The sequence below is a fragment of the Streptomyces sp. NPDC001381 genome (genome assembly GCF_042895685.1).
Lineage (GTDB): Bacteria > Actinomycetota > Actinomycetes > Streptomycetales > Streptomycetaceae > Streptomyces.
Genome location: NZ_JBIAWO010000015.1, coordinates 45,214 through 66,679, shown reverse-complemented (window position 1 = coordinate 66,679; position 21,466 = coordinate 45,214). Strand labels below are relative to the sequence as shown.

Here is a 21,466-nt window from a genome sequence, read left to right as displayed (position 1 = left end):
AGACTGGTAGGGAACGGGTCTCCGGCGGAACGGGGCGGGTCATGACGGACGGATCGATGCGCGCGTGGGCGGTGGCCGAGCCGGGGCCCGTGACGGGCGAGCCCCTGCGGCTGGTCCAGCGGCCGGTGCCGGTGCCCGGCCCGGACGAGCTGCTCGTACGGGTGCGCGCCTGCGGCGTGTGCCGGACCGACCTGCACGTCACCGAGGGGGACCTGCCGGTGCGGCGCCCCGGGGTGACGCCCGGCCACGAGGTGGTCGGGGCGGTGGCGGGTGTGGGCTCCGCGGTGAGCGGGTTCGCGCTCGGCGACCGGGTGGGGGTGGCCTGGCTGCGGCGCACCTGCGGGGTGTGCGCGTACTGCGCCCGGGGAGCCGAGAACCTGTGCCCCCGGTCGGCCTACACCGGCTGGGACGCCGACGGCGGCTACGCCGAGTACACGACCGTACCGGCGTCGTTCGCCCACCCCCTGCCGGGCGGCCTGGACGACGTGGCGATCGCGCCGCTGCTGTGCGCGGGCATCATCGGTTACCGCGCGCTGCGGCGGGCCGCGCTGCCGCCGGGCGGACGGCTCGGGCTGTACGGCTTCGGGGGCAGCGCCCATCTGTGCGCACAGCTGGCCCTGGCCATGGGCGCCCGGGTGCACGTCCTGACGCGCGGGGCGGCGGCCCGGCGGCTGGCGCTGAAGCTGGGGGCGGCCTCCGCGGGGGACGCGTACGAGATGCCGCCCGAGCCGCTGGACAGCGCGATCCTCTTCGCGCCGGTCGGCGACCTGGTCCCGGTCGCGCTGCGGGCGCTGGACCGGGGCGGGGTGCTGGCCGTCGCCGGGATCCACCTCAGCGACGTACCGCCGCTGCACTACGAGAGCGAGCTGTTCTACGAGAAGGAGGTGCGCAGCGTCACCTCGAACACCCGGGCCGACGCGCGGGAGTTCCTGACGCTGGCGGCCCGGCTCGGTGTCCGTGCGACGACCCACGCCTATCCCCTCTCGACGGCCCCGCAGGCCTTGCGGGACCTCGCGGCCGGCCGTTTCGACGGGGCCGCCGTTCTGGTGAACGACCTGTCCCAATCCCCTTGATCGCGGCGTGCGGGAGCACATGGGGGAAGCGGTTGCACACATGGTGCGCCTTCCGCACCTTTCCGAAGGTTTGCACCTCCAAGGCGCGCAACCGCCCCTTTCGCGCGGTATGCGTCCGTCACGGAGGGTGTTTGTCTGGTGTCCGTGGATCACCGACCGGGCTTCACGGATCCGCAACCGTCCTGCGCACCTTCCTGGAGGCAATGTGTCCACACCGGACAGCGCCACCGGTCCCGCCGTCGACGAACCCGCCTCCGCCTCCTGGTGAACAGCCGCCTGTCGACACAGCGACCCGCACAGCACCGCAAGGAGTCACCGTTGACCACGACACCCGACGCCATCACCGCGGCCGTGCAGCTTCCGACCCAGTCGATCTACCAGCGCCGCGTCGCGGATTACTGGAACGCCGAGGAGAAGCCGGTCAACCTCGAACTCGGCCGGATCGACGACCTCTACCACCACCATCACGGCGTGGGCGACGCCGACTGGTCCGTGCTCGACGAGCCCGATCCCGCGCTGCGCAGGGAGCGGATCACCGGCGAGCTGCACCGGCTGGAGCACGCTCAGGCCGAACTCCTCGTGGCCCGCCTCGGCCCGCTCACCCCGTCCGACCGTGTCTTCGACGCCGGGTGCGGACGCGGCGGCGGCAGTGTCACGGCCCATCTGCGCTACGGCTGCCACGCCGACGGGGTCACGATCTCCGCCAAGCAGGCGGATTTCGCCAACGAGCAGGCCCGCAGGCGGGGCATCGACGACAAGGTGCGCCACCACCACCGCAACATGCTGGACACCGGGCTGGAGACGGGCGCGTACACGGCCTCGTGGAACAACGAGTCGACCATGTACGTCGAGCTGGACCTGCTGTTCGCCGAGCACGCCCGGCTGCTGCGCCGCGGCGGCCGCTATGTCGTCATCACCGGCTGCCACAACGACACCTACGGACAGGCCTCGCGCGAGGTGTCCCTCATCAACGCCCACTACATGTGTGAGATCCACCGCCGGTCCGCCTACTTCCGGGCGCTGGCCCGTCACCGGCTGGTGCCGGTCCATGTGGAGGACCTGACCCAGGTGGCCGTGCCCTACTGGGAACTGCGCCGGCAGGCCGACCATCTGGTCACCGGCATCGAGGAGACGTTCCTGAACGCCTACAGGAACGGCAGTCTGCAGTACCTGCTGATCGCGGCCGACCGGGTCTGAGGGGGTGACGTCTCCCGCTCCGCACACCTGATTCTCGTTGGACGGCACGGGCGTTGATCCCGTGGAATGAGCGGCATGTGTGCCGTGAGGATGCGCCCGGACGAAGTCGACGTCGACGCCGCGCTGGTGGGCCGGCTGGTCGCCGCCCAGTTCCCCCGGTGGGCGGGGCAGCCCGTGGAGCGGCTGACGTCCTCCGGGACCGAGAACGCGATGTTCCGGCTGGGCCCCGACAAGGTGGTCCGCCTTCCCCGGTACCCCGGCGCCGTCGAGAGCGTGGCGCACGAGCGGCGCTGGCTGGCCCGGCTGGGCCCGGGCCTGCGGGTCGCCACGCCGGTGCCGCTGGCGGAGGGCGGCCCCGGCGAGGGGTTCCCCTGGCCGTGGTCCGTCTACGGGTGGCTGGACGGGCACAACCCGGTGGCGGGTGCCGTGGAGGAGCCGGAGTCGCTGGCGGCGGACCTGGGGGCGTTCGTGGCGGGGCTGCGGGAGGCCGACGGACGGGACGGGCCGCCGAACCACCGGGGTGTGCCGCTGCGCGAGCGGGACGCGTTCACCCGTGACGCCATCGCGCGGCTCGACGGGCGGATCGACACCGGCGCGGTCACCGCGCTGTGGGAGGAGGCGCTGCGGGTGCCGGGGCGGACGGCGCCGCCGGTGTGGGCCCACGGCGATCTGTCGCCCGGGAACGTGCTGGTCGCGGACGGACGGCTGGCGGCGGTGATCGACTTCGGCTGTGTGGGCGTGGGCGATCCGGCGGTCGACCTCGTCGTGGCCTGGAACCTGCTGCCCGCCTCGGCCCGCGGCACGTTCCGCGAAGCGGTCGGCGCGGACGACGACGAATGGGCGCGCGGCCGGGGCTGGGCGCTGTCGATCTCGCTGATCCAGCTGCCGTTCTACTGGGAGACCAATCCGCCGCTGGCGGAGAACTCCCGGCATGTGATCAGGGAGATCCTGGCCGAGACCCGTTAGCGCGCCCTGCCACCCGGCTCCTACTCGCCGTCGTAGGCCTTGCGCAGGGCGGCGATGTCGAGCTTGCCCATCGCGAGCATGGCCTTGGTGGCGCGGGCGGCCTTCTCCTGGTCGGCGCCGGTGACCATCTCGAGCAGGACGCGGGGGACGACCTGCCAGGACACGCCGTACTTGTCCTTCAGCCAGCCGCAGGGTCCGGGCTCGCCGCCGCCCTCGGTGAGCTTGCCCCAGTAGTAGTCGACCTCCTCCTGGTCGGCGCAGTCGATCTGGAAGGAGATCGCCTCGCTGAACGTGAACTCCGGGCCGCCGTTGAGCGCGACGAACTTCTGGCCGTTCGCGGTGAACTCCACGGTGACCACGGATCCGGCGGGCCCGGGCCCTGCCTCGGTGTAGCGGGCGATGCGCCCGACGCTGGAGTTCTTGAAGATCGACACGTAGTGGTGGGCGGCTTCCTCGGCCTTGCCGTCGAACCAGAGACACGTGGTGAATCCGTCGGTGCTCATGAGTACCTCCTGGACGTGGATCGCTGTCATCAGTGTCGACCGGAGCGCGACGCGGAACTCATCGGTCGGGCCGGTGACTGACCCGTACGGGCGCGCCCGGGACGGAACTAGCATCCGGTTCATGACCTCATCCAGCCCCGACCAAGACATCCGGCCCTTCCGTCTCGACATCCCGCAGAGCGACCTCGACGACCTGCACGAACGACTGGACCGGACCCGGTGGCCCAGGGGACTGCCCGAGACCGGCTGGGACTACGGCGTGCCGACCGGCTATCTGCGGGACCTCGTACGGCACTGGCGGCACACGTACGACTGGCGGGCGGCCGAGGCGCGGCTGAACGAGTGGCCGCAGTTCACGACCACGATCGACGGCACGAACGTGCACTTCGCCCACGTCCGCTCCCCCGAGCCGGACGCCACCCCGCTGATCCTCACCCATGGCTGGCCCGGCTCGATCGTGGAGTTCCTGGACGTGGCCGGCCCGCTCGCCGATCCGGCGGCGCACGGCGGGGATCCGGCCGACGCCTTCCACGTGGTCGTGCCGGGCATCCCGGGCTTCGGGCTGTCCGGCCCGCTCACCGGCGCCGGCTGGGAGGCGGGCCGGGTCGCCGACGCGTGGGCGGAGCTGATGACCCGGCTCGGCTACGAACGCTTCGGGGCGCAGGGCGGCGACTGGGGCGCCGCGATCTCCCGCGAGCTGGGCCGTGCCCACCCCGGCCGGGTGATCGGGGTCCATCTGAACCTGCTGCCGGGGGCACAGGCGACCCGGGAGCCGACGGCCGAGGAGCTCGCGGCGATGAGCCCCGAGGAGCGGGAGCGCACGCTCAGGTCCTGGCGCCGGTGGGCGGAGTTCTCCGCCGAGGGGACCGGCTACTACGCGCAGCAGGCCACCCGCCCGCAGACCCTGGCGTACGGGCTCACCGACTCCCCCGTCGGTCAGCTCGCCTGGATCGTCGAGAAGTTCCAGGCGTGGACGGACTCCCGGGAGCTGCCGGAGGAGGCCGTCGACCGGGACCGGCTGCTGACCAACGTGATGCTGTACTGGCTGACCGGGACGGCCGGTTCGTCCGCACGGATCTACTACGAGCGGCAGCACGCCACCGGCCGGACGGCCGCGCCGCAGGAGCCGTCGGCCGCGCCGACCGCGCTCGCGCTCTTCCCGGCGGAGCCGCAGATCCCGCTGCGGAGGAAGGCGGAGCGGACGGAGAACCTGGTGCGCTGGACGGAGTTCGGCCGCGGTGGTCACTTCGCGGCCATGGAGGAGCCCGATCTGCTGGTGGACGACGTCCGGGCCTTCTTCCGCCGGCTGCGCGACCGCGGCTGAGACGGCTCGGCCCGGGCGGCGGACGCTCTGCCCGTGGCCGATCTGCCCCGGGCAGAGAATCCGTCTGCGGGTGTCGTCCGAGGTCAAGAGTGGAGTCGACGGCATCCCCGCGACCACGAGGAGAACCGATGACCCCACTCAGCGCGCTCGCTCCACGGGCCGAGGAGGGCGACACCCCGCCCACCCGGTTCGACGACCACCTCGCCGCCCAGCTCCTCGCGCAGCGCATCGTGCTGCTCGGCACGCAGGTCGACGAGGTCTCCGCCAACCGGGTCTGCGCGCAGCTGCTGATCCTCTCGGCGGAGGACCCGCGCACCGACATCGCCCTGTACATCAACAGCCCGGGCGGGTCGGTGCACGCGGGGCTGGCCGTCTACGACACGATGCGGCTGATCCCCAACGACGTGTCGACGCTCGCGATGGGGTTCGCGGCCAGCATGGGCCAGTTCCTGCTCAGCGTCGGCGCGCCGGGCAAGCGGTACGCCCTGCCGCACGCGCGCGTGATGATGCACCAGCCGTCGGCCGGGATCGGCGGCACCACGGCGGACATCGAGATCCAGGCGGAGAACCTGGAGTTCACGAAGAGGACCATCGAGCGGATCACCGCCGAGCACACCGGCCAGACGCCGGAGGCCATCTCCCGGGACGGCGACCGCGACCGCTGGTTCACGGCCGAGGAGGCCCGGGAGTACGGCATGGTGGACCGGGTGGTGGAGTCGCTCGCCGACATCCGGCCGGTCCCGGCGCGGCGACGGATGGGGCTGTGATGGGGACCTACACGATTCCGAACGTCGTCGAGCGCACCCCGCAGGGCGAGCGGTCCTACGACGTGTTCAGCCGGCTGCTGTCGGAGCGGATCATCTTCCTCGGCACGGAGATCGACGACGGCGTGGCCAACGTCGTCATCGCGCAGCTCCTCCATCTGGAGTCGGCGGCCCCGGAGAGCGAGATCTCGGTCTATCTCAACTCCCCCGGCGGCTCGTTCACCTCGCTGATGGCGATCTACGACACGATGACGTTCGTGCGGTCGCCGATCTCCACGTTCTGCGTCGGACAGGCGGCCTCGACGGCGGCCGTGCTGCTGGCGGGCGGGGACCCGGGCCGGCGGTTCGTGCTGGAGCACGCGCGGGTGCTGCTGGGGCAGCCGGCCAGCGGCGGCCGCCAGGGCACGGTGTCGGACCTGGCGCTGCAGGCCAGGGAGATGGTCCGCATCCGCGCCCAGGTGGAGGAGGTGCTCGCCCGGCACACCCGGCACGATCCCGCCACCCTGCGCGCGGACATGGACCGCGACAAGGTGTTCACCGCGCGGGAGGCGGTGGAGTACGGGCTGGCCGACGAGGTGCTGGGCCGGCGTCTGGTGACCGGGTGAGACGCCGGCCGGCGCGGGTTCGTCAGGCGGCCAGGCAGAGGCCGTCGTACGAGGAGGTCGTCGTCGTACGGCTCCGGGCGGGAAGCCGGCTGCCGAGCCGGACCAGTTCGCCCTGAGCCCGGGCGAGCAGGTCGCCGAGGCTCAGGCCGAGGGCGTGGGCGGCGGCCGCGAGGACCTCCGAGGAGGCCTCCTTGCGGCCGCGTTCCACCTCCGACAGATACGGCATGGAGATGCGGGCCTGGTCGGCGACGTCCTTCAGGGTGCGTTCCTGTGCCTGGCGCTCACGGCGCAGGACGTCTCCGACCAGGTCGCGCCAGAGCGGCTCTCTGGGCGCGGACCGCTCGGGGGCCGGGCGCTCGGCGGGCGGGCGCAGCGGGATCACTCGGGCTCGGTTCGGCGCTTGGTTGCTCACCGCTCCAGCCTAGGAGTCCGGCCCGTGACGGGAAGGGGCCGGCGTTCCGCCCTCGGTGGAATCGGTGTCCCACGGATCGGACTCCTCCCCTCCGGTCCGGTCCCCCGGCGGGTTGCGCCGGCGCGTGTTCCTGCGCCACTCCCGGCAACCGGAACGCATCCCTCGGATGAGGGACGCATGCCTCGTGCGAGTCGGGGTACCCGCCCCCTGAGCGGATCGGGCTCATGCGCGCCCGCTCACGGAACGAGAGCAGAAGACGTCGAACCGTGACTTCGTGGGGAGAGGGAATGCACACCGCCGTGATCGGGTCGGAGGCTCAGGTCGTCGAGGACGCTGCCGGGACCAGCACGGGTGGAGCATCGTTGCCGGGAGTCGAGGACCCGCGGAGCGTGGCTCCGCGCGACGCACGGGAGCTGTCCCGCCAGTTCTTCAAGCGGCTGACCGAGCTCGAAGAGGGCACGCACGCATACCAGTACGCGCGGAACACCCTCATCGAGATGAACATGTCCCTGGTCCGGTTCGCGGCCGGACGGTTCCGCGGGCGCGGGGACGACATGGAGGACATCGTCCAGACCGGGATGATCGGCCTGATCAAGGCCATCGACCGGTTCGAGATCTCCCGCGAGGTGGAGTTCACGTCGTTCGCGCTGCCGTACATCGTCGGCGAGATCAAGCGCTTCTTCCGGGACACCACCTGGGCGGTGCACGTGCCGCGGCGGCTGCAGGAGCTGCGGGTGGAGCTGGCCAAGGCACGTGACGAGCTGGCCAGCCGACTCGACCGGGAGCCGACCGTGGCGGAGCTGGCCACGCTGATGAACCTCTCGGAGCACGAGGTCGTGGAGGCACAGATCGCCGCCAACGGCTACAACTCCTCCTCGCTGGACGCGGCCCTGACCGGCGACGGTCCGGAGAACGGCGAGGCGGTCCTCGCGGACTTCATCGGCGTCGAGGAGAACGGGCTGCGGCTCGTCGAGGACTTCCAGTCGCTCGCCCCCCTCATGGCCGAACTCAGCGAACGCGACCGGCAGATCCTGCATCTGCGGTTCGTGGAGGAGGCCACCCAGGCGGAGATCGGCGAGCGGCTCGGCTGCTCCCAGATGCATGTCTCCCGCCTGATCAAGCGGATCATCACCCGGCTGCGTCAGGGCATGCTCGGCGAGCTGGGCTGCGCCTGAGCGACCCGCCGGCGGGGGTTCACCCGCCGAGCGTCAGCCGGGCGCGGACCCGCTTCCCGACCGGCACGCGCTCGGCGGTGACCTCCGCCGCGATCGCGTGCACGATCTCCAGCCCGTGGTGGCCGACGCGCTCGGGGTCCTTCGGGAACCGCAGGGGCAGCGCGTCGCTGCTGTCGTAGACGGACACCGTCACGGTGGAGTCCGTCCCCTCCAGTTCCAGGATGTACGGGCCGTTGCTGTGCCGGTCGGCGTTGGTGACGAGTTCGCTGACGACGAGCATCACCTCGCCGCTGGTGCGCTCGCCGATGCGCGCGCACCACTCGGTCCTGAGCTGGTCGACGAAGTGCGCGGCGAAACTGCGGGCCTCGGCGATGCAACCGGGTTCACCGGTGTAGTGCGCCGCGCGCCGCAGCGGTTCCACGGGTACGTCGAAACCAGTCGGTATCACTGCCCCGTCCAGGTGCTCGATCATGCGTTTCTCTCTGGGAAGCCGGACTGGCCGGACGCTACTGCACCTGTGCTCGTACCCCGTGCCGCGCCGCGCAGTCCCCGTCCGCGTCATCCTGTGCGCGCCGGGCGCATGCCGTGTCTCACAGGGCGGGGGAGCCGGACGGGGACCCGGGGGCGGGGGGTGGGGTGCTGGAGGAGCTGAGCAGCGACGTGCTCGGCGGCTCGGGCTCCTCCGGCTGCGGGGGCGTCTTCGAGGCCGACGACTCCGGCGGGCTCGGCGGCGAGGAGGAGGGCGGCTCGGAGGTCGACGGGGAGGCCGGGGACTCGGAGCTCGGCGACTCGGACGAGGGCGCCTTGGAGCTCGGCGACTCGGAGGACGACGAGGGCGAGGCCGGAGGGCAGGACGTCGTCCGCTTCGGGTCGCAGGGCGACGGCGAGGTCGAGGGGCTGGGGCTGGAGGGACCGGTCGACGTGACCGGCGGCGGGGTGATGATCACGAACTGGAGGGGCTCCTTCGGCGGCGGGGCGGGCCGGTCCAGCGTGCCGTGCGTGTCGCCCCGCTGCCGGGCGAACCAGTGGTGGCCGTGGTCGGGGTCGTAGAGGACGAATTGCTTGACCACCTTGACCGCGGGGGTGATCACGACGACGTCGGAGGGGTCGTACGACGGCCAGGTGTCCCCCGTGCGCTCCGGCTCGGTCCGCTGCGGGACGGGCTTGGTGAGCGGGTTGCCGCAGGCGCAGCGCACCCGGGGCACGCCGTGCGCGTCGACGAGGACGGCCGTACCGGCCTGCAGGACGGCCTGGTAGGTGGTGACGGCGCCGTCGCGGTAGCCGTGGTTGGTGACCCAGGTGTCCATGCGCAGCTGTACCGGGGTGAGCGAGCGCAGATAGGCGGGGACATCGGCCGGCTGCACCCCGGCCACGGAGGCGAACGCCTGGTTCTTGGCGGGCTCCGCCCGGAGTGCGCCGATCTGCTTCTCCACATCGCAGCTGGCCACGTTGCGGGTGCCGCCGTACACCCCGGCGGCACCGCCGTTGACGCCCTTGAGGGCGTTGCCCGTCGGCTCGGCCGAGCCCCGCGCGGGGGCGGCCGAGGCCGTGGCGGTGGTGCTGTCGGTGGCGGTGGACTCGGTGAACGGGTCCGGGCCGCTCTTGGCCGCGGCCAAGGTGAAGATCTTGCTGCCGCCGCCGGAGCCGCCACCGTCGGGCAGGGTGAGCAGGACGGCGAGGGCGACCGCGGCCACGAGGGCGGTGCCGAGCAGGGCGAGTCGGGGGGTGGACCTCCACCACGGCCGGCCCGGTTCCGGCCCGGGCTCCGGTCCGGGCGCTCCGTCCGGGAAGGAGCCGCCCGAGGATCCGCCGGAGGAACCACCGGACGAACCACCGCCGGGCGGTGGGGCGGGCGGTCCCGAGGGGGGCGGGTGCGAGGGGCCCGACAGCGGGCCGGAGGGCGGTCCGGTGGGGCGGCCGGAGGACGGAGGTTCGACGCTCACATGCTCTCCCGAAGTGGGTGTCCGGCGGTGCCCGTCCGCCCGGCCTCGTCCGGCCCGGCGAAGTGATCTGTCCATCAATGTCCGACACGCACCGCTTTCTGACACAACGCAATCATTGTGTGCTCCGGTCGGGTACCGCCCGCAAGCGGGACGCGGACGGCCCCTCCCGACGGGCGGGCCGTGGCGGTGCTGCTTAGCGTGGCAGGGTGAGCCCGCGCACCCGTTCCGACCAGGCGGTCGGCCGTCACGGCTTCGACCGGGCAGTCCGCCGTCACGGCTGGGTGAGCGCGCTCTCCGTGGCGCTGGCCGGTCTGGGCGCCATGGTGGTGGTGGCCGCGCTGGGCCTGTGGGCGGCGGGAGCCACGGATCTGCCCCAGGACGCGTTCCCCCGGGTGGTGGCGGCGACCGTCGTCACGGCCGTCGGCGGCACCGTCGAACTCTCCGGGAACGCCGGCGGCCTCGCCGACACCCGGGCCGGCCTGACGGTGATCCCGCTGTCCGTGACCCTCGTCGGGGCGCTCGTAGTCGCCGCCGGGTTCCTGCGGCCGTTGCGGCACCGGGCGGTCGCCGGCGCCCGGGAACTGGCCGGCTGGGCGGCCCGGATCGCCGTGGTGTGGCTGCTCGGTCTGCTGGCCCTGGCACTCGCCGCGCGCCAGACCTTCGAGGTCTCCCTCGGCGGCGACACGCTGAACGACCTCGGCGATCTGTTCGGGGTCCGCCCCGAGGTCGGCTTCACCACCGATGTGCCGCTCACCCTGCTCGTCGGGCTGCTGTGGCTGGCCGGGGTGCTGCTGCTGGCGCTGCTCGTCTCGCGCGGGGCGCCGCTCCCGGCCCGGCTGCTGCGCTTCCAGGAGTCGGTGCGGCCGGCCGCGTACGCGATGGTCGCGCTGCTGCTCGCCTGTGTCGTGCTGGGCCTGGTCGTCGCCCTGGTGGTCGCCGCGACCCGCGGGCACGCGCCGGAGACCCTCGCGGTGGTCCTGCTCGGGCTGCCCAACCTCGTCTGGCTGGTGTTCACCATCGGGCTGGGCGCCCCTTGGAACGGCCGGGTGGAGGGCCCGTTCGGGCTGCCCATGCCGCATGTCCTGGACGAGGTGCTGCGCGGCGAGGACACTGCCGCGCTGAACCTGAGCAGCATGGCCGAGTACGACGGCCGCGTGTGGTGGCTCGTCGTCGTGGACGCGGTGCTGCTGCTGGGGGCCGCGTTCGTGATGGCGGCGCGCTCCCCGGCCGGGACGCGCGCCTGGCGGCACGCCGTGCACATGGCGGTCGCCCTGGTGCTCACGGTGCTGACGATCTGCCTGGTCGGCCGGGTCTCCGCGCACTACGGCCTGACCGTGCTCGGCATCAACGACCTCGCCGGCCTCTCCGGAGACCTGTTCCTCCACCCGGAGGTGTGGTCCGCCCTCGGCCTGGCCGCGCTGTGGGGGCTGGTCACCGGCTTTCTGGGCGCCCTGCTGGCGCGTCCGGTGCACCGGCGGGGGCAGCGGCCACCGCCTCCGGGTCAGGGCTGACGGCGGACGAAGACGGGCCGGGCCCAGTCCGGGGGGCGCGGCGGGGTGGCGGGGAGGCCGACGACCTCGGTCCGCGGGTGGCGGGCGCTCTGGTCGCCGCGCCCCGCCGCCCGAAGGGCCGCGACGAAGGCGCGGCACGTCTCGTGGCGCTCCTCGGGCCTCTTGGCCAGCGCCTGCGCGAACACCGCGTCGACCCGCGCGGGCAGGTCGGGCCGGGCCTCCGTCAGCGGGGGCGGGTCGTCCTCCTGGTGCGCCCACAGCAGGGCCATGTCCTCCTCGCGGCGGAAGGGCGGATGCCCGGCGAGGGTCTCGTAGACGACGCACGCGAAGCTGTAGACGTCGCAGCGGCCGTCGACCGGGCGGCCGGAGATCTGTTCGGGGGCGACGTAGTCGAGGGTGCCGACGAACTGGCCGACGGTCGTGAACCCGGTCAGGGAGAGGGACTTCTTCGTCAGGCCGAAGTCGGTGAGGTAGACGTGCTCGGGGTGGTCGCTGTCGGTGCCCTGGGAGACCAGGATGTTCCCGGGCTTGACGTCCCGGTGCACCAGGCCGTGATCGTGGGCCGCGTCCAGCGCGGAGGCGACCTGCGCGGCGATCCGGACGGCCGTGGACAGTGGCAGCGGGCCCTCGCGGTCGAGGAGGTGGCGCAGGTCGTTGCCCTCGACGTAGCGCATGGCGATGTACAGCACGCCCTCGGTCTCGCCGGCCTCGAAGACGGGCACGATGTGCGGGTGGTCGAGTCCGGCGGCCACCCTGGACTCGTGGGTGAAGCGCTTGCGGAAGGTGTCGTTGCGGGCCAGTTCCGGGGCGAGCAGCTTCAGCGCGACGGTGCGTTCCAGGCGCAGGTCCCTGGCACGGAACACGACGGCCATGCCGCCCCGGCCGATCTCCCGCTCGACGCGGTAGCCCGCGATCTGCCGGCCGACCAGGTCGGAGGGCCGTCCGGAGAACGCGCTGGTGTCCATCAGGATCCTCCGTCCGAGGTCACGACCCGGGTGGGGGCGTGGCCCCGGCCGCTGCCGGCGTCGGGCGCGTGGTCCGCCGCGTAGGTGCTCAGCCGGGTGCCGTCGCCGTAGACCCAGCAGCCCTGGGCGGGGTCGTACAGCCACATGGCCTCGCCGTCGACGACCACCCCGATCCGCAGTCCCTGGGTACGGCGGCGGAAGGACTCGCCGTCCAGGGCGCCGCCGGCCAGTTCCTCCACCGCCGCCCGGTAGCGGGCGAGGGCCTCCTGGGCCTGGGCGAGGAGGGGCCGCGGGTCGGCGGCGGTCGTGGGCGGGCCGTCGGAGGCGGGCGGGTCCTGGGGTACGGCGACCAGGTAGCGGCCGTCCACCCAGGCGTCCCAGCCGTTGGCGCACAGCACATGCCCCCAGTCCCCGCGCCGCTCCAGGAGTCGGACGGGCAGCAGGGGGTCCAGGGGCACCGTGGGGCGGGCCGGGTCGGGGGCGGACCAGGCGGGCATGCCCTGCTGCGGGACGACATGCGTCGGCCGGAAGTCTGGGGTCGTCATGGGCAGCCCTACTTCCGCATCACGGCGGGTTCGTGCCGGCGCAGCAGCCGGGAGACGGCGTACCCGAAGACGGCCGACAGCACGACGAGCATGGCCACGTCGAGCAGCCACACCCCCGCCGAGTGCTCGAACAGCGGGTCGCCCGTGATGTCGCCGGGCACGATCCGGGACAGGCCGATGGTGCCGGCCATCGCGCCGAGCGCCCACCGCGAGGGCACGAGCCAGGACAGCTGCTCCAGACCGGGCACCCCGTTCAGTTTCAGCAGGGCTCCGCAGAAGACAACCTGGACGATGGCGAGGAGCACGAGCAGCGGCATCGTCACCTCCTCCTTGCGCACCAGCGCGGAGACCAGCAGGCCCAGCATCATCGCCGTGAACGCCAGCAGGGCCACCGCGACGGTGATCTCGACCAGGGGAGGCATCAGCACGCCCTTACCGCCGGGGGCGCCGAGGTCGACGCCGAGCAACGCCACGAGGGTGAGCACGACCGCCTGGACGACGGTCACCGCGCCCAGGACGACGACCTTCGACATCAGGTACGCCGACCTGGACAGGCCGACGGCCCGCTCCCGCTGGTAGATCACGCGTTCCTTGACCAGTTCGCGCACGGCGTTGGCCGCGCCGGTCAGGACGCCGCCGACGCACAGGATCAGCAGGGCGTTCATCGCCGTGTCCCGGGTGAGTTCGCTGCCGGCGAGGGCGCGGGCCATGGCGCCCATCACGAACGGCAGGGCGATCATGATGGCCAGGAAGGTGCGGTCGGCGCTCAGCGCGGTCGCGTAGCGGCGGATCAGGGTGCCGAGCTGGGCGCCGCGGCTGCGGGGGCGGGCCGGCGGCAGCATGATCACCGGGCCCTCGCGGGGCAGGCGCGGCTGGGCGCTGGAGTTGACCACGTACCGCCGGTGCGGCTGCGAGTCGCGGTACTCCCCCGCCCAGTCCCGGTCCTGGTCCCGCTCGAAGGCCTCGAAGGCCTCGGGCCACTGGGTGAAGCCGAAGAAGGCGAGGGCCTCCTCGGGCGGTCCGTAGTAGGCGATCCGTCCGCCGGGGGCCAGGACCAGGAGCCGGTCGCAGACGTCGAGGCTGAGCACGCTGTGCGTGACGACGATGACCGTGCGGCCGTCGTCGGCGAGACCGCGCAGCATGTGCATCACCGACCGGTCCATGCCGGGGTCGAGTCCGGAGGTCGGTTCGTCGAGGAAGAGCAGCGACGGCTTGGTGAGCAGCTCCAGCGCCACGCTGACCCGTTTGCGCTGGCCGCCGGAGAGGCTGTGCACGGCCTGCTCGGCGCGCTGTTCGAGGCCCAGTTCGCGGATGACCTCGTCGACCCGCTCCCGGCGCTCGGCCGCGGCGGTGTCCTGCGGGAAGCGCAGCTCGGCGGCGTAGCCGAGGGCCGCGCGGACGGTGAGCTGGGCGTGCAGGATGTCGTCCTGCGGCACGAGGCCGATGCGCTGACGCAGCTCGGCGTAGTCGTGGTATAGGTCGCGGCCATCGTAGACGACCGTGCCGTGGTCGGCGGGGCGCTGGCCGGTCAGCGCGTTGAGCAGGGTGGACTTCCCGGCGCCGCTCGGGCCGACGACCGCGAGCAGGCACTTCTCCCCCACCGGGAACGACACGTGGTCGAGCAGGGTCTTGCGGCCGCGGTCGACGGCGACCGTGAGGTCCTGGACGTCGAGGGACACCTCGCCGGTGTCGACGTACTCCTGCAGTTCGTCGCCGACCAGGCAGAACGCCGAGTGGCCGATGCCGACGATGTCGCCGGGGCCGAGGGGGGCGGCGGTGACGGGGAACCCGTTGAGATAGGTGCCGTTGTGGCTGCCCAGGTCGGCGATCTCGTACGTGCCGTCGGGCAGGGCGCGCAGTTCGGCGTGGCGGCGTGAGACGACCAGGTCGTCGATGACGAGGTCGTTGTCGGCGGCGCGGCCGATGCGGACGGTACGGGTGGGCAGCGGCCGTACGGTGGTGGGCCGGCGGAAGGTGCCGGTCTGCGCGGGCCTGGACACCGCGGAGGGGCGTTCCGGGGCCGGCGGGGGCCGGCTCGCCAGGACGGCGCTCGGGCCGTCGGAGGGACTGCCGAAGCGGATCACGCTGCCGGGGCCGACCCCCCACTCCCGGACCCGGCGGCCGTCGGCCCAGGTGCCGTTGGTGCTCCGCTCGTCGGTGAGGGTCCAGTGGTCGCCGTCGGGCCGCAGCACGGCGTGGTGCCAGGAGACCCGGGCGTCGTCGATGACGATGTCGCTGAGCGGGTCCCGTCCGACGTGGTAGGCGTGGCCCGGGATCAGCACCGTGGAGCCCGTCTCGGTCTCCAGCACGAGTTCGGGGGCAGTCGGGGCGACCGGACGCTCCACCATGCCGGAATTCTATCGATTCGCACCCCTGTACGCCCGGTGGGGCTCACCCGGTCGCGGGCGCTCGTGCCGGCGCGGGCCGCCTCAGCCGACCGGGAGGACGAGCGCCGGAACCGTCCGCTGCATGCGCAGCGCGTCCACGGACTCGGCGAGGAGTTCGTACTCGGTGGTGTCGTCGCTCACCGCGACCCGCACCAGCCGTCCGCCCGCCAACTCGTCGGCCACCAGCTCCTGCTGGTCGACGTCGGCGCACCAGGCCCGCAGCAGGACGGGCACGTCGGGGACACCGTCGGCGACCGGGACGACGGCGCCGGACGGGAAGTGCCCGCTCTCGGGCCTCGGGTCGAGCCGTTCCGCCATCCACAGGGCGCGGTCCCGCAGCCACCACAGGGCGAGCGCCAGCGTCGGCGCGCGGTACGTTCCGAGCGGCACGCCGATCCGGCGGCCGTCGCAGAATCCGTACGCCGTGACATGGCACAGGAATTCGTCGTGCATGTCTCCACTCCCCCGAGTGCTCGTCTGCCGGCCCTGCCTCGCTTTCCTGCGGCTCCTGGAGGGGTGAATCACCCCTGACCTTCGAGTATGTTCACTTCTAAAACACTGTCACCATGACTTTCCGGCCAGTCTCCTGGCATATTCACCGCGGTTCCTGGCCGAAATCCGGCCGCGCGCCGGACCGGACCGGCCACCCGCGGGCCGTTTCTCCTGGTAACCGGCCGGTGACACCGCGGATGCGGCGGGAGTGGCCGGATCGCGCCCTGGCCGACGGCGGCTCCCTCCCCTTGCGGCGGTCCACGGGAAGCAGGACCACCGCGAGGGGAGGGAGCCGAGGAGCCGGGGAGCCGGGCGCCGCACCTGCCCCGGAGCGGCTCAGCCGTTGACCACCGCGTCGATGCGGGCCAGTTCGTCGTCGTCGAAGTCCAGGTGGGCGAGGGCGCCGACGCTGTCCTCGATCTGCCGCGCACTGCTCGCGCCGACCAGCGCGGAGGTGACCCGGCCGCCGCGCAGCACCCAGGCCAGGGCCATCTGGGCCAGGGACTGGCCACGGGAGGCGGCGATGTCGTTCAGGGCGCGCAGCTTGCCCACCAGTTCCCCGGTCAGCGCGTCGGAGTTCAGGAACGGGCTGTCGCTCGCCGCGCGCGAGTCCTCCGGGATGCCGTCGAGGTAGCGGGAGGTCAGCAGGCCCTGCTCCAGCGGGGAGAAGACGATCGAGCCGGCCTGGAGCTCGTCCAGGGCGTCCAGCAGGCCCTCGCTCTCCGGGCGGCGGTCGAGCATCGAGTAGCGCGGCTGGTGGATGAGGAGCGGGGTGCCCAGCTCGCCGAGGATACGGGCGGCCTCACGGGTCTGCTCCGCGGAGTAGTTGGAGACGCCCACGTACAGCGCCTTGCCCTGCTGGACCGCGGAGTGCAGGGCGCCCATCGTCTCCTCGAGGGGAGTCTCGGGGTCGGGGCGGTGCGAGTAGAAGATGTCGACGTGGTCCAGGCCCATCCGCTTCAGGCTCTGGTCGAGCGACGAGAGCACGTACTTGCGCGATCCCCACTCGCCGTACGGGCCGGGCCACATCAGGTAGCCGGCCTTGGTGGAGATCACCAGCTCGTCCCGGTAGGGCGCGAAGTCCGTCTTCAGGAAGTGACCCAGCGCGGACTCGGCGGCGCCGGGCGGCGGCCCGTAGTTGTTGGCCAGGTCGAAGTGGGTGACGCCGAGGTCGAAGGCGCGGCGCAGGATGGCCCGCTGGGTCTCCGCCGGACGGTCCGGGCCGAAGTTGTGCCACAGGCCGAGCGACAGCGCGGGGAGCTTCAGACCGCTGCGTCCGGTGCGCCGGTAGGGCATGTCCGCGTAACGGTCGGGGTGTGCGGTGTACAACGCGACTCCATCAGGGGTTGGCACACGATCTTCCGGATCCACTGTTCCCCGAGGGCCGTACAGCGGTCCAACAGAAGAATCCGATGGAATTGTGCGGCTATGGTTCTCAATCATGGAACTGCGCCACCTCCAGCATTTCGTCGCGGTCGCCGAGGACCAGCACTTCACCCGGGCCGCCGAACGCCTGATGGTGTCCCAGTCGGGTCTGTCGGCGTCGATCCGGGCCCTGGAGCGCGAGCTGCGGGCTCCGCTGTTCGTGCGGACGACCCGGCGGGTGACGCTGACCGAGGCGGGGCGGGCCCTGCTGGCGGAGGCGGAACGGATCCTGGTGCAGGTGCGGGCGGCGCACGAGGCGGTGGCCGCCGTGCAGGGCGTGGTGCGCGGCACGCTCTCCGTGGGGACCGAGCAGTGCATCGCGGGGGTGAACGTGGCGGGGCTGCTCGCCGGATTCCGGCGGCGGCACCCGGACGTGGAGATCCGGCTCCGGCAGACCGGCTCGGGCGCCCTCGGCGAGGAGGTGGCGGCCGGCCGGCTCGACCTGGCCTTCGCCTACCGCACCCAGGCGGAGACCGACCGGCTGCGCTGCGTTCCACTGGCCGGTGAGCCGATGTACGTGCTGTGCCATCCCGACCACCGCCTGGCCCGGGCGGGCGCCGCGCCGACCCCGCAGGACATCGCCGGTGAGGTGTTCGTCGACTTCCACCCGGACTGGGGGCCGCGCCGCGCCGGGGACGCGGCCTTCGCGGAGGCGGGCGTGCGCCGTACGGTCGCGCTGGAGGTCAACGACGTGCACAGTCTGCTGGACCTGGTGGCCGAGAACCTCGGCGTCGCCGTGGTACCGCGTCACTTCCGGCACAAGCGCGAGGCGCTGACCGCGCTGCCCCTGAAGGGCACCGGCGAGGCGGTCTACGAGACGGTCGCCCTGCTGCCGCCCGCCGAGGCCACGAGCCCGGCGGCCCGGGCGCTGATGACGCTGCTGGAGGCCGGGGAGGCCTGACCGGGGCCACCGGGACCCGGGCGGCGGTCCGGAAGATGTGAAGGACGGTCGAAGAAGCGGCGTGCGGGCGGCGGCTGAGCGATGGTGTACCTATGCATGCGAAGGACATCCTCATCGACGGGTACGACCGCATCCGGGAAGAAGTCCACGCCGCCGTCGAGGGCCTGGACCCCGACGACCTCAACGCCCGGCCCACCCCGGAGACCAACTCGATCGCCTGGCTCGTCTGGCATCTCACCCGGGTCCAGGACGACCACGTCGCCGACGCCTTCGACCTCGACCAGGTCTGGCTCGGCCAGGACTGGGAGAAACGCTTCGGTCTCGACCTGCCGCGCCATGACACCGGGTACGGACACAGCCCCGCCAAGGTCGCCAAGGTGCGGGTCTCCGACGCCGGCCTGCTGACCGGGTACCACGACGCCGTGCACGAGCAGAGCCGCAGGGCGCTGCGCGCGCTGACGGCGGCGGATCTCGAGCGCGTGGTGGACGTGCGCTGGGACCCGCCGGTCACCCTGGGCGTACGGCTGGTCAGCGTCCTGTCCGACGATCTGCAGCACGTCGGACAGGCCGCCTATGTGCGCGGGCTGCTTCAGAGCGCGGCCGCGTAACCCGGCAGGACGACGTCCTCGATGAGGGCCCTGCGCTCGTCGAACGGGATGAACGCGCTCTTCAGGGCGTTCACCGTGACCGTGCGCAGGTCCTCGACACCCCAGCCCGCCTCCTCGACGAGCAGCGCCATCTCGCGGGTCATCGTCGTGCCGGACACCAGCCGGTTGTCCGTGTTGAGGGTGACGCGGAAGCCGAGGTCCTTCAGGGCGGTGATCGGGTGCTCGGCGATGGAGGTGGCGGCGCCCGTCTGGAGGTTGGACGTGGGGCACATCTCCAGCGCGACACGGCGGTCCCGCACCCACCCGGCCAGCCGGCCGAGCTTGCCGTCCACGATGTCGTCGGTGATGCGCACGCCGTGGCCGATGCGCTGGGCCCCGCAGACCTGGAGCGCCTGGTGGATGCTGGGCAGGCCGTGGGCCTCGCCGGCGTGGATGGTGAAGGGGACGTTCTCGCGGCGCAGGTGCTCGAAGGCGTCCAGGTGGTCGGCAGGCGGGAAGCCGTCCTCGGCGCCGGCGATGTCGAAGCCGACGACTCCCGCGTCCCGGAAGGCGACCGCGAGGTCGGCGGTCTCCCGGGTGCGGTCGAACATGCGCATCCCGCAGAGCAGGGTGCCGACACGGACCGGCGTGCCCGCGGCGGCGGCCTTCGCCATACCGGCGGCGAGGCCCTCCTGGACGGTCTCGACCACCTCGGCCAGGGTCAGTTCGCCCCGCAGCATCAGCTCGGGGGCGTAGCGCACCTCGCCGTAGACGACACCGTCCGCCGCCAGGTCGAGGACGTACTCCTCGGCGGTGCGCAGCAGGCCCTCGCGGGTCTGCATCACGGCGAGGGTGTGCTCGAAGGTGGCTATGTACCGCACCAGGTCGCCCGAGTTGGCGGCCTCGAAGTACCAGGCGGCCAGCTCGCCGGGGTCGGTGGTGGGCAGGGTGTGGCCGACCGTCTCCGCGAGTTCCACGACGGTGGCGGGGCGCAGGCCGCCGTCGAGGTGGTCGTGCAGGACGGCCTTGGGGAGGCGGCGGAGGGTGTCGGTGGCGATGCGGGGCGCGGTCATGTGTGCGTGTTCCTCGGCAGGTGGTTCTCAGGCGGTGGCGGGCTGAAGCAGGTCCCAGCGGTTTCCGTACAGGTCCTGGAAGACGGCGACGGAGCCGTAGGGCTCGTGGCGGGGCTCCTCCAGGAAGGTCACGCCGGCGGCGAGCATCCGGGCGTGGTCGCGGGCGAAGTCGGCGGTGTGCAGGAAGAAGCCGACGCGCCCGCCGGTCTGGTCGCCGATCCGGGCGCGCTGGGCGTCGCCCTTGGCACGGGCGAGCAGCAGCCCGGTACCCTCCTGGCCCTCGCCCGGCCGTACGACGACCCAGCGGGCGCCGTCGGGCCGGGGTGCGTCCTCGACGAGCCGGAAGCCGAGCGCGTCGGTGTAGAAGCGGATCGCCTCGTCGTAGTCGTCGACGACGAGGGTGACCAGGGCGATGTGTGCCATCGGGGCCTTTCGGAGGGCGTGCGGCGGGGCGATTGACGGGAGAGGTTATACGTAAAACTTCAGAGGCGCCAGTCGCTCCTCCCGGCCTGGATCCGGGGGCCGGGAGACGACGGGGGGTGGGGTGGGTGAGGGGTGAGCGGGGTCACCCGGGGCGGTGGGCCTCGTTCAGCCGGGCCAGTTCCTCGTCGGTGAGGCGCAGGGCGGCCGCCGCGACGTTCTCCGTCAGATGGCCGGGGTCGCCGGTGCCGGGGATGGCCAGGACGTGGGGGCCCTGGGCCAGGCTCCAGGCGAGGCGGATCTGGGCCGGGGTGCTGTCGTGGGCGCGGGCCACGGACAGGAGGGCGTCGTCGTGGGTGGTCGTCGCGCCCTGCGCGCCCCCGTCGCCGGCGATGGAGAAGAACGGGACGAAGGCGATGCCCTGGTCCCGGCAGAGGGCGAGGAGTTCCTCGGTCGCGGGGGCGCGGTCGCCGAGGCCGTAACGGTTCTGCACGCTGACCACCGGGGCGATGGCCTGCGCCTCCGCCAGGTGGCGGGGTTCGACGTCGGAGATGCCGAGGTGGCGCACCAGCCCGGCCTCGCGCAGTGCGGCGAGGGCGCCGAAGTGCTCGGCGATCGACTCCTGGCGCATCCGGCGCAGATAGACGAGGTCGAGATGGTCGCGGCCGAGCTGGCGGAGGTTCTCCTCGACGTGACCGCGCAGGTCCTCGGGGCGGGCCGAGGTGCCCCACTCCCCCGCGTAGTCCCGGAAGGGCCCGACCTTCGTGGCGATGAGCAGGTCGTCGCGGTACGGGGAGAGGGCGCTGTTGATGAGCTCGTTGGCGGAGCGGAGGGAGGAGAAGTAGAAGGCGGCGGTGTCGATGTGGTTGACGCCGAGGTCGATCGCCCGGCGCAGCACGGCGATCGAGCGGTCGCGGTCGCTCGGCGTGCCGAGGTGGAAGGCGGCGCTGCCCGTCAGCCGCATGGCGCCGAAGCCGACACGGTTCACGGTCAGGTCGCCGAGTGTCCAGGTGCCCGCGGCGTCCGCGGTGATCGTTCCGGTGCTCATCGGTGCAGTCTCGCACGCCGCGCGGGCAGGGCACCGGCTCGGGGCCGACGGCCAACCGGCCACGGTCCCGCGGCACTTGCGCCCGGCGGGACCGAAGAGGAGGCCGGGTTCACAGCCACCGTGCCTCCGGGCCGGCCGGTGGGTTCCCTC

The 21,466-nt window shown here is 72.8% G+C and carries 22 protein-coding genes; 10 read left to right on the top strand and 12 right to left on the bottom strand.

The genetic code is table 11. From position 1 onward, the window contains the following. The first annotated feature begins 56 nt into the window (after positions 1-56). The 3 genes from ACFY2L_RS36505 (at position 57) to ACFY2L_RS36495 (ending at position 3,236) form a co-directional block, all read left to right on the top strand. Positions 57-1,073, top strand: coding sequence for a zinc-binding alcohol dehydrogenase family protein (locus tag ACFY2L_RS36505; RefSeq protein ID WP_390824511.1), 1,017 nt, complete (start codon positions 57-59; stop codon positions 1,071-1,073). Between the two features lie 318 nt (positions 1,074-1,391). Then, positions 1,392-2,270, top strand: a complete 879-nt coding sequence (locus ACFY2L_RS36500; protein ID WP_390657818.1) for a geranyl diphosphate 2-C-methyltransferase — start codon at positions 1,392-1,394, stop codon at positions 2,268-2,270. A gap of 75 nt (positions 2,271-2,345) precedes the next feature. Beyond that, positions 2,346-3,236, top strand: coding sequence for an aminoglycoside phosphotransferase family protein (locus tag ACFY2L_RS36495; protein WP_390657817.1), 891 nt, complete (start codon positions 2,346-2,348; stop codon positions 3,234-3,236). Positions 3,237-3,256: 20 nt separating this feature from the next. Here the strand turns inward: ACFY2L_RS36495 and ACFY2L_RS36490 are convergent, their stop codons facing one another. Continuing rightward, positions 3,257-3,739, bottom strand: coding sequence for a VOC family protein (locus ACFY2L_RS36490; protein WP_390657816.1), 483 nt, complete (start codon positions 3,737-3,739; stop codon positions 3,257-3,259). Between the two features lie 121 nt (positions 3,740-3,860). On the opposite strand from ACFY2L_RS36490, the gene ACFY2L_RS36485 reads away from it, so the two are divergent. From ACFY2L_RS36485 to ACFY2L_RS36475, 3 genes are all read left to right on the top strand, one after another. After that, a complete protein-coding gene (locus ACFY2L_RS36485) occupies positions 3,861-5,063 on the top strand; it encodes an epoxide hydrolase family protein (RefSeq protein WP_390657815.1) in 1,203 nt (400 codons plus the stop codon). Between the two features lie 128 nt (positions 5,064-5,191). Further along, on the top strand, positions 5,192-5,830 hold the full coding sequence (locus ACFY2L_RS36480) for an ATP-dependent Clp protease proteolytic subunit (RefSeq protein WP_390657814.1): 639 nt from the start codon (positions 5,192-5,194) through the stop codon (positions 5,828-5,830). Then, positions 5,830-6,432: a ClpP family protease gene (locus tag ACFY2L_RS36475; protein ID WP_390657813.1), complete on the top strand. Its 603-nt coding sequence runs from the start codon at positions 5,830-5,832 to the stop codon at positions 6,430-6,432. The genes ACFY2L_RS36480 and ACFY2L_RS36475 overlap by 1 nt, the downstream gene beginning before the upstream one ends. A gap of 22 nt (positions 6,433-6,454) precedes the next feature. On the opposite strand, the gene ACFY2L_RS36470 is transcribed toward ACFY2L_RS36475, so the two are convergent. Then, the gene (locus ACFY2L_RS36470; protein WP_390657812.1) at positions 6,455-6,844 is read right to left on the bottom strand and encodes a helix-turn-helix domain-containing protein; all 390 of its coding nucleotides are present in this window, start codon (positions 6,842-6,844) and stop codon (positions 6,455-6,457) included. A gap of 287 nt (positions 6,845-7,131) precedes the next feature. Here ACFY2L_RS36470 and ACFY2L_RS36465 point away from each other — a divergent pair, with 287 nt between their 5' ends. Next, entirely contained in the window at positions 7,132-8,019 is an 888-nt protein-coding gene (locus ACFY2L_RS36465) for an RNA polymerase sigma factor SigF (protein ID WP_390657811.1), read from the top strand. Positions 8,020-8,038: 19 nt separating this feature from the next. Here the strand turns inward: ACFY2L_RS36465 and ACFY2L_RS36460 are convergent, their stop codons facing one another. Both ACFY2L_RS36460 and ACFY2L_RS36455 read right to left on the bottom strand, forming a co-directional pair. Then, positions 8,039-8,491: an ATP-binding protein gene (locus ACFY2L_RS36460; RefSeq protein ID WP_390824486.1), complete on the bottom strand. Its 453-nt coding sequence runs from the start codon at positions 8,489-8,491 to the stop codon at positions 8,039-8,041. Between the two features lie 118 nt (positions 8,492-8,609). After that, entirely contained in the window at positions 8,610-9,962 is a 1,353-nt protein-coding gene (locus ACFY2L_RS36455; protein WP_390824485.1) for a DUF6777 domain-containing protein, read from the bottom strand. 206 nt (positions 9,963-10,168) lie between these two features. Here ACFY2L_RS36455 and ACFY2L_RS36450 point away from each other — a divergent pair, with 206 nt between their 5' ends. Beyond that, on the top strand, positions 10,169-11,473 hold the full coding sequence (locus ACFY2L_RS36450) for a streptophobe family protein (RefSeq protein ID WP_390824484.1): 1,305 nt from the start codon (positions 10,169-10,171) through the stop codon (positions 11,471-11,473). Here the strand turns inward: ACFY2L_RS36450 and ACFY2L_RS36445 are convergent. The 5 genes from ACFY2L_RS36445 to mgrA form a co-directional block, all read right to left on the bottom strand. After that, a complete protein-coding gene (locus tag ACFY2L_RS36445) occupies positions 11,464-12,438 on the bottom strand; it encodes a serine/threonine-protein kinase (RefSeq protein ID WP_390657807.1) in 975 nt (324 codons plus the stop codon). The genes ACFY2L_RS36450 and ACFY2L_RS36445 overlap by 10 nt on opposite strands. Continuing rightward, positions 12,438-12,983 (bottom strand): hypothetical protein, encoded by a 546-nt coding sequence (locus ACFY2L_RS36440; RefSeq protein WP_390824483.1) that lies wholly within the window; start codon positions 12,981-12,983, stop codon positions 12,438-12,440. Before ACFY2L_RS36440 ends, ACFY2L_RS36445 begins: the two co-directional genes overlap by 1 nt. Before the next feature lie 8 nt (positions 12,984-12,991). After that, positions 12,992-15,331: an FHA domain-containing protein gene (locus ACFY2L_RS36435; protein ID WP_390657805.1), complete on the bottom strand. Its 2,340-nt coding sequence runs from the start codon at positions 15,329-15,331 to the stop codon at positions 12,992-12,994. An 81-nt stretch (positions 15,332-15,412) separates the two neighbouring features. Then, the gene (locus tag ACFY2L_RS36430; protein ID WP_390657804.1) at positions 15,413-15,823 is read right to left on the bottom strand and encodes a hypothetical protein; all 411 of its coding nucleotides are present in this window, start codon (positions 15,821-15,823) and stop codon (positions 15,413-15,415) included. 375 nt (positions 15,824-16,198) lie between these two features. Continuing rightward, positions 16,199-17,191: an L-glyceraldehyde 3-phosphate reductase gene (gene mgrA / locus ACFY2L_RS36425; protein ID WP_390824482.1), complete on the bottom strand. Its 993-nt coding sequence runs from the start codon at positions 17,189-17,191 to the stop codon at positions 16,199-16,201. Positions 17,192-17,303: 112 nt separating this feature from the next. Here mgrA and ACFY2L_RS36420 point away from each other — a divergent pair, with 112 nt between their 5' ends. After that, positions 17,304-18,188, top strand: coding sequence for a LysR substrate-binding domain-containing protein (locus tag ACFY2L_RS36420; protein ID WP_390657802.1), 885 nt, complete (start codon positions 17,304-17,306; stop codon positions 18,186-18,188). Between the two features lie 92 nt (positions 18,189-18,280). Further along, a complete protein-coding gene (locus tag ACFY2L_RS36415; protein WP_390657801.1) occupies positions 18,281-18,796 on the top strand; it encodes a DUF664 domain-containing protein in 516 nt (171 codons plus the stop codon). On the opposite strand, the gene ACFY2L_RS36410 is transcribed toward ACFY2L_RS36415, so the two are convergent. From ACFY2L_RS36410 to ACFY2L_RS36400, 3 genes are all read right to left on the bottom strand, one after another. Then, positions 18,778-19,848 (bottom strand): adenosine deaminase, encoded by a 1,071-nt coding sequence (locus tag ACFY2L_RS36410; RefSeq protein ID WP_390657800.1) that lies wholly within the window; start codon positions 19,846-19,848, stop codon positions 18,778-18,780. The two genes, ACFY2L_RS36415 and ACFY2L_RS36410, sit on opposite strands and share 19 nt — an antisense overlap. A gap of 27 nt (positions 19,849-19,875) precedes the next feature. Next, a complete protein-coding gene (locus ACFY2L_RS36405; protein ID WP_390657799.1) occupies positions 19,876-20,271 on the bottom strand; it encodes a VOC family protein in 396 nt (131 codons plus the stop codon). 142 nt (positions 20,272-20,413) lie between these two features. Then, on the bottom strand, positions 20,414-21,316 hold the full coding sequence (locus ACFY2L_RS36400; RefSeq protein WP_390824481.1) for an aldo/keto reductase: 903 nt from the start codon (positions 21,314-21,316) through the stop codon (positions 20,414-20,416). Positions 21,317-21,466 lie beyond the last annotated feature (150 nt).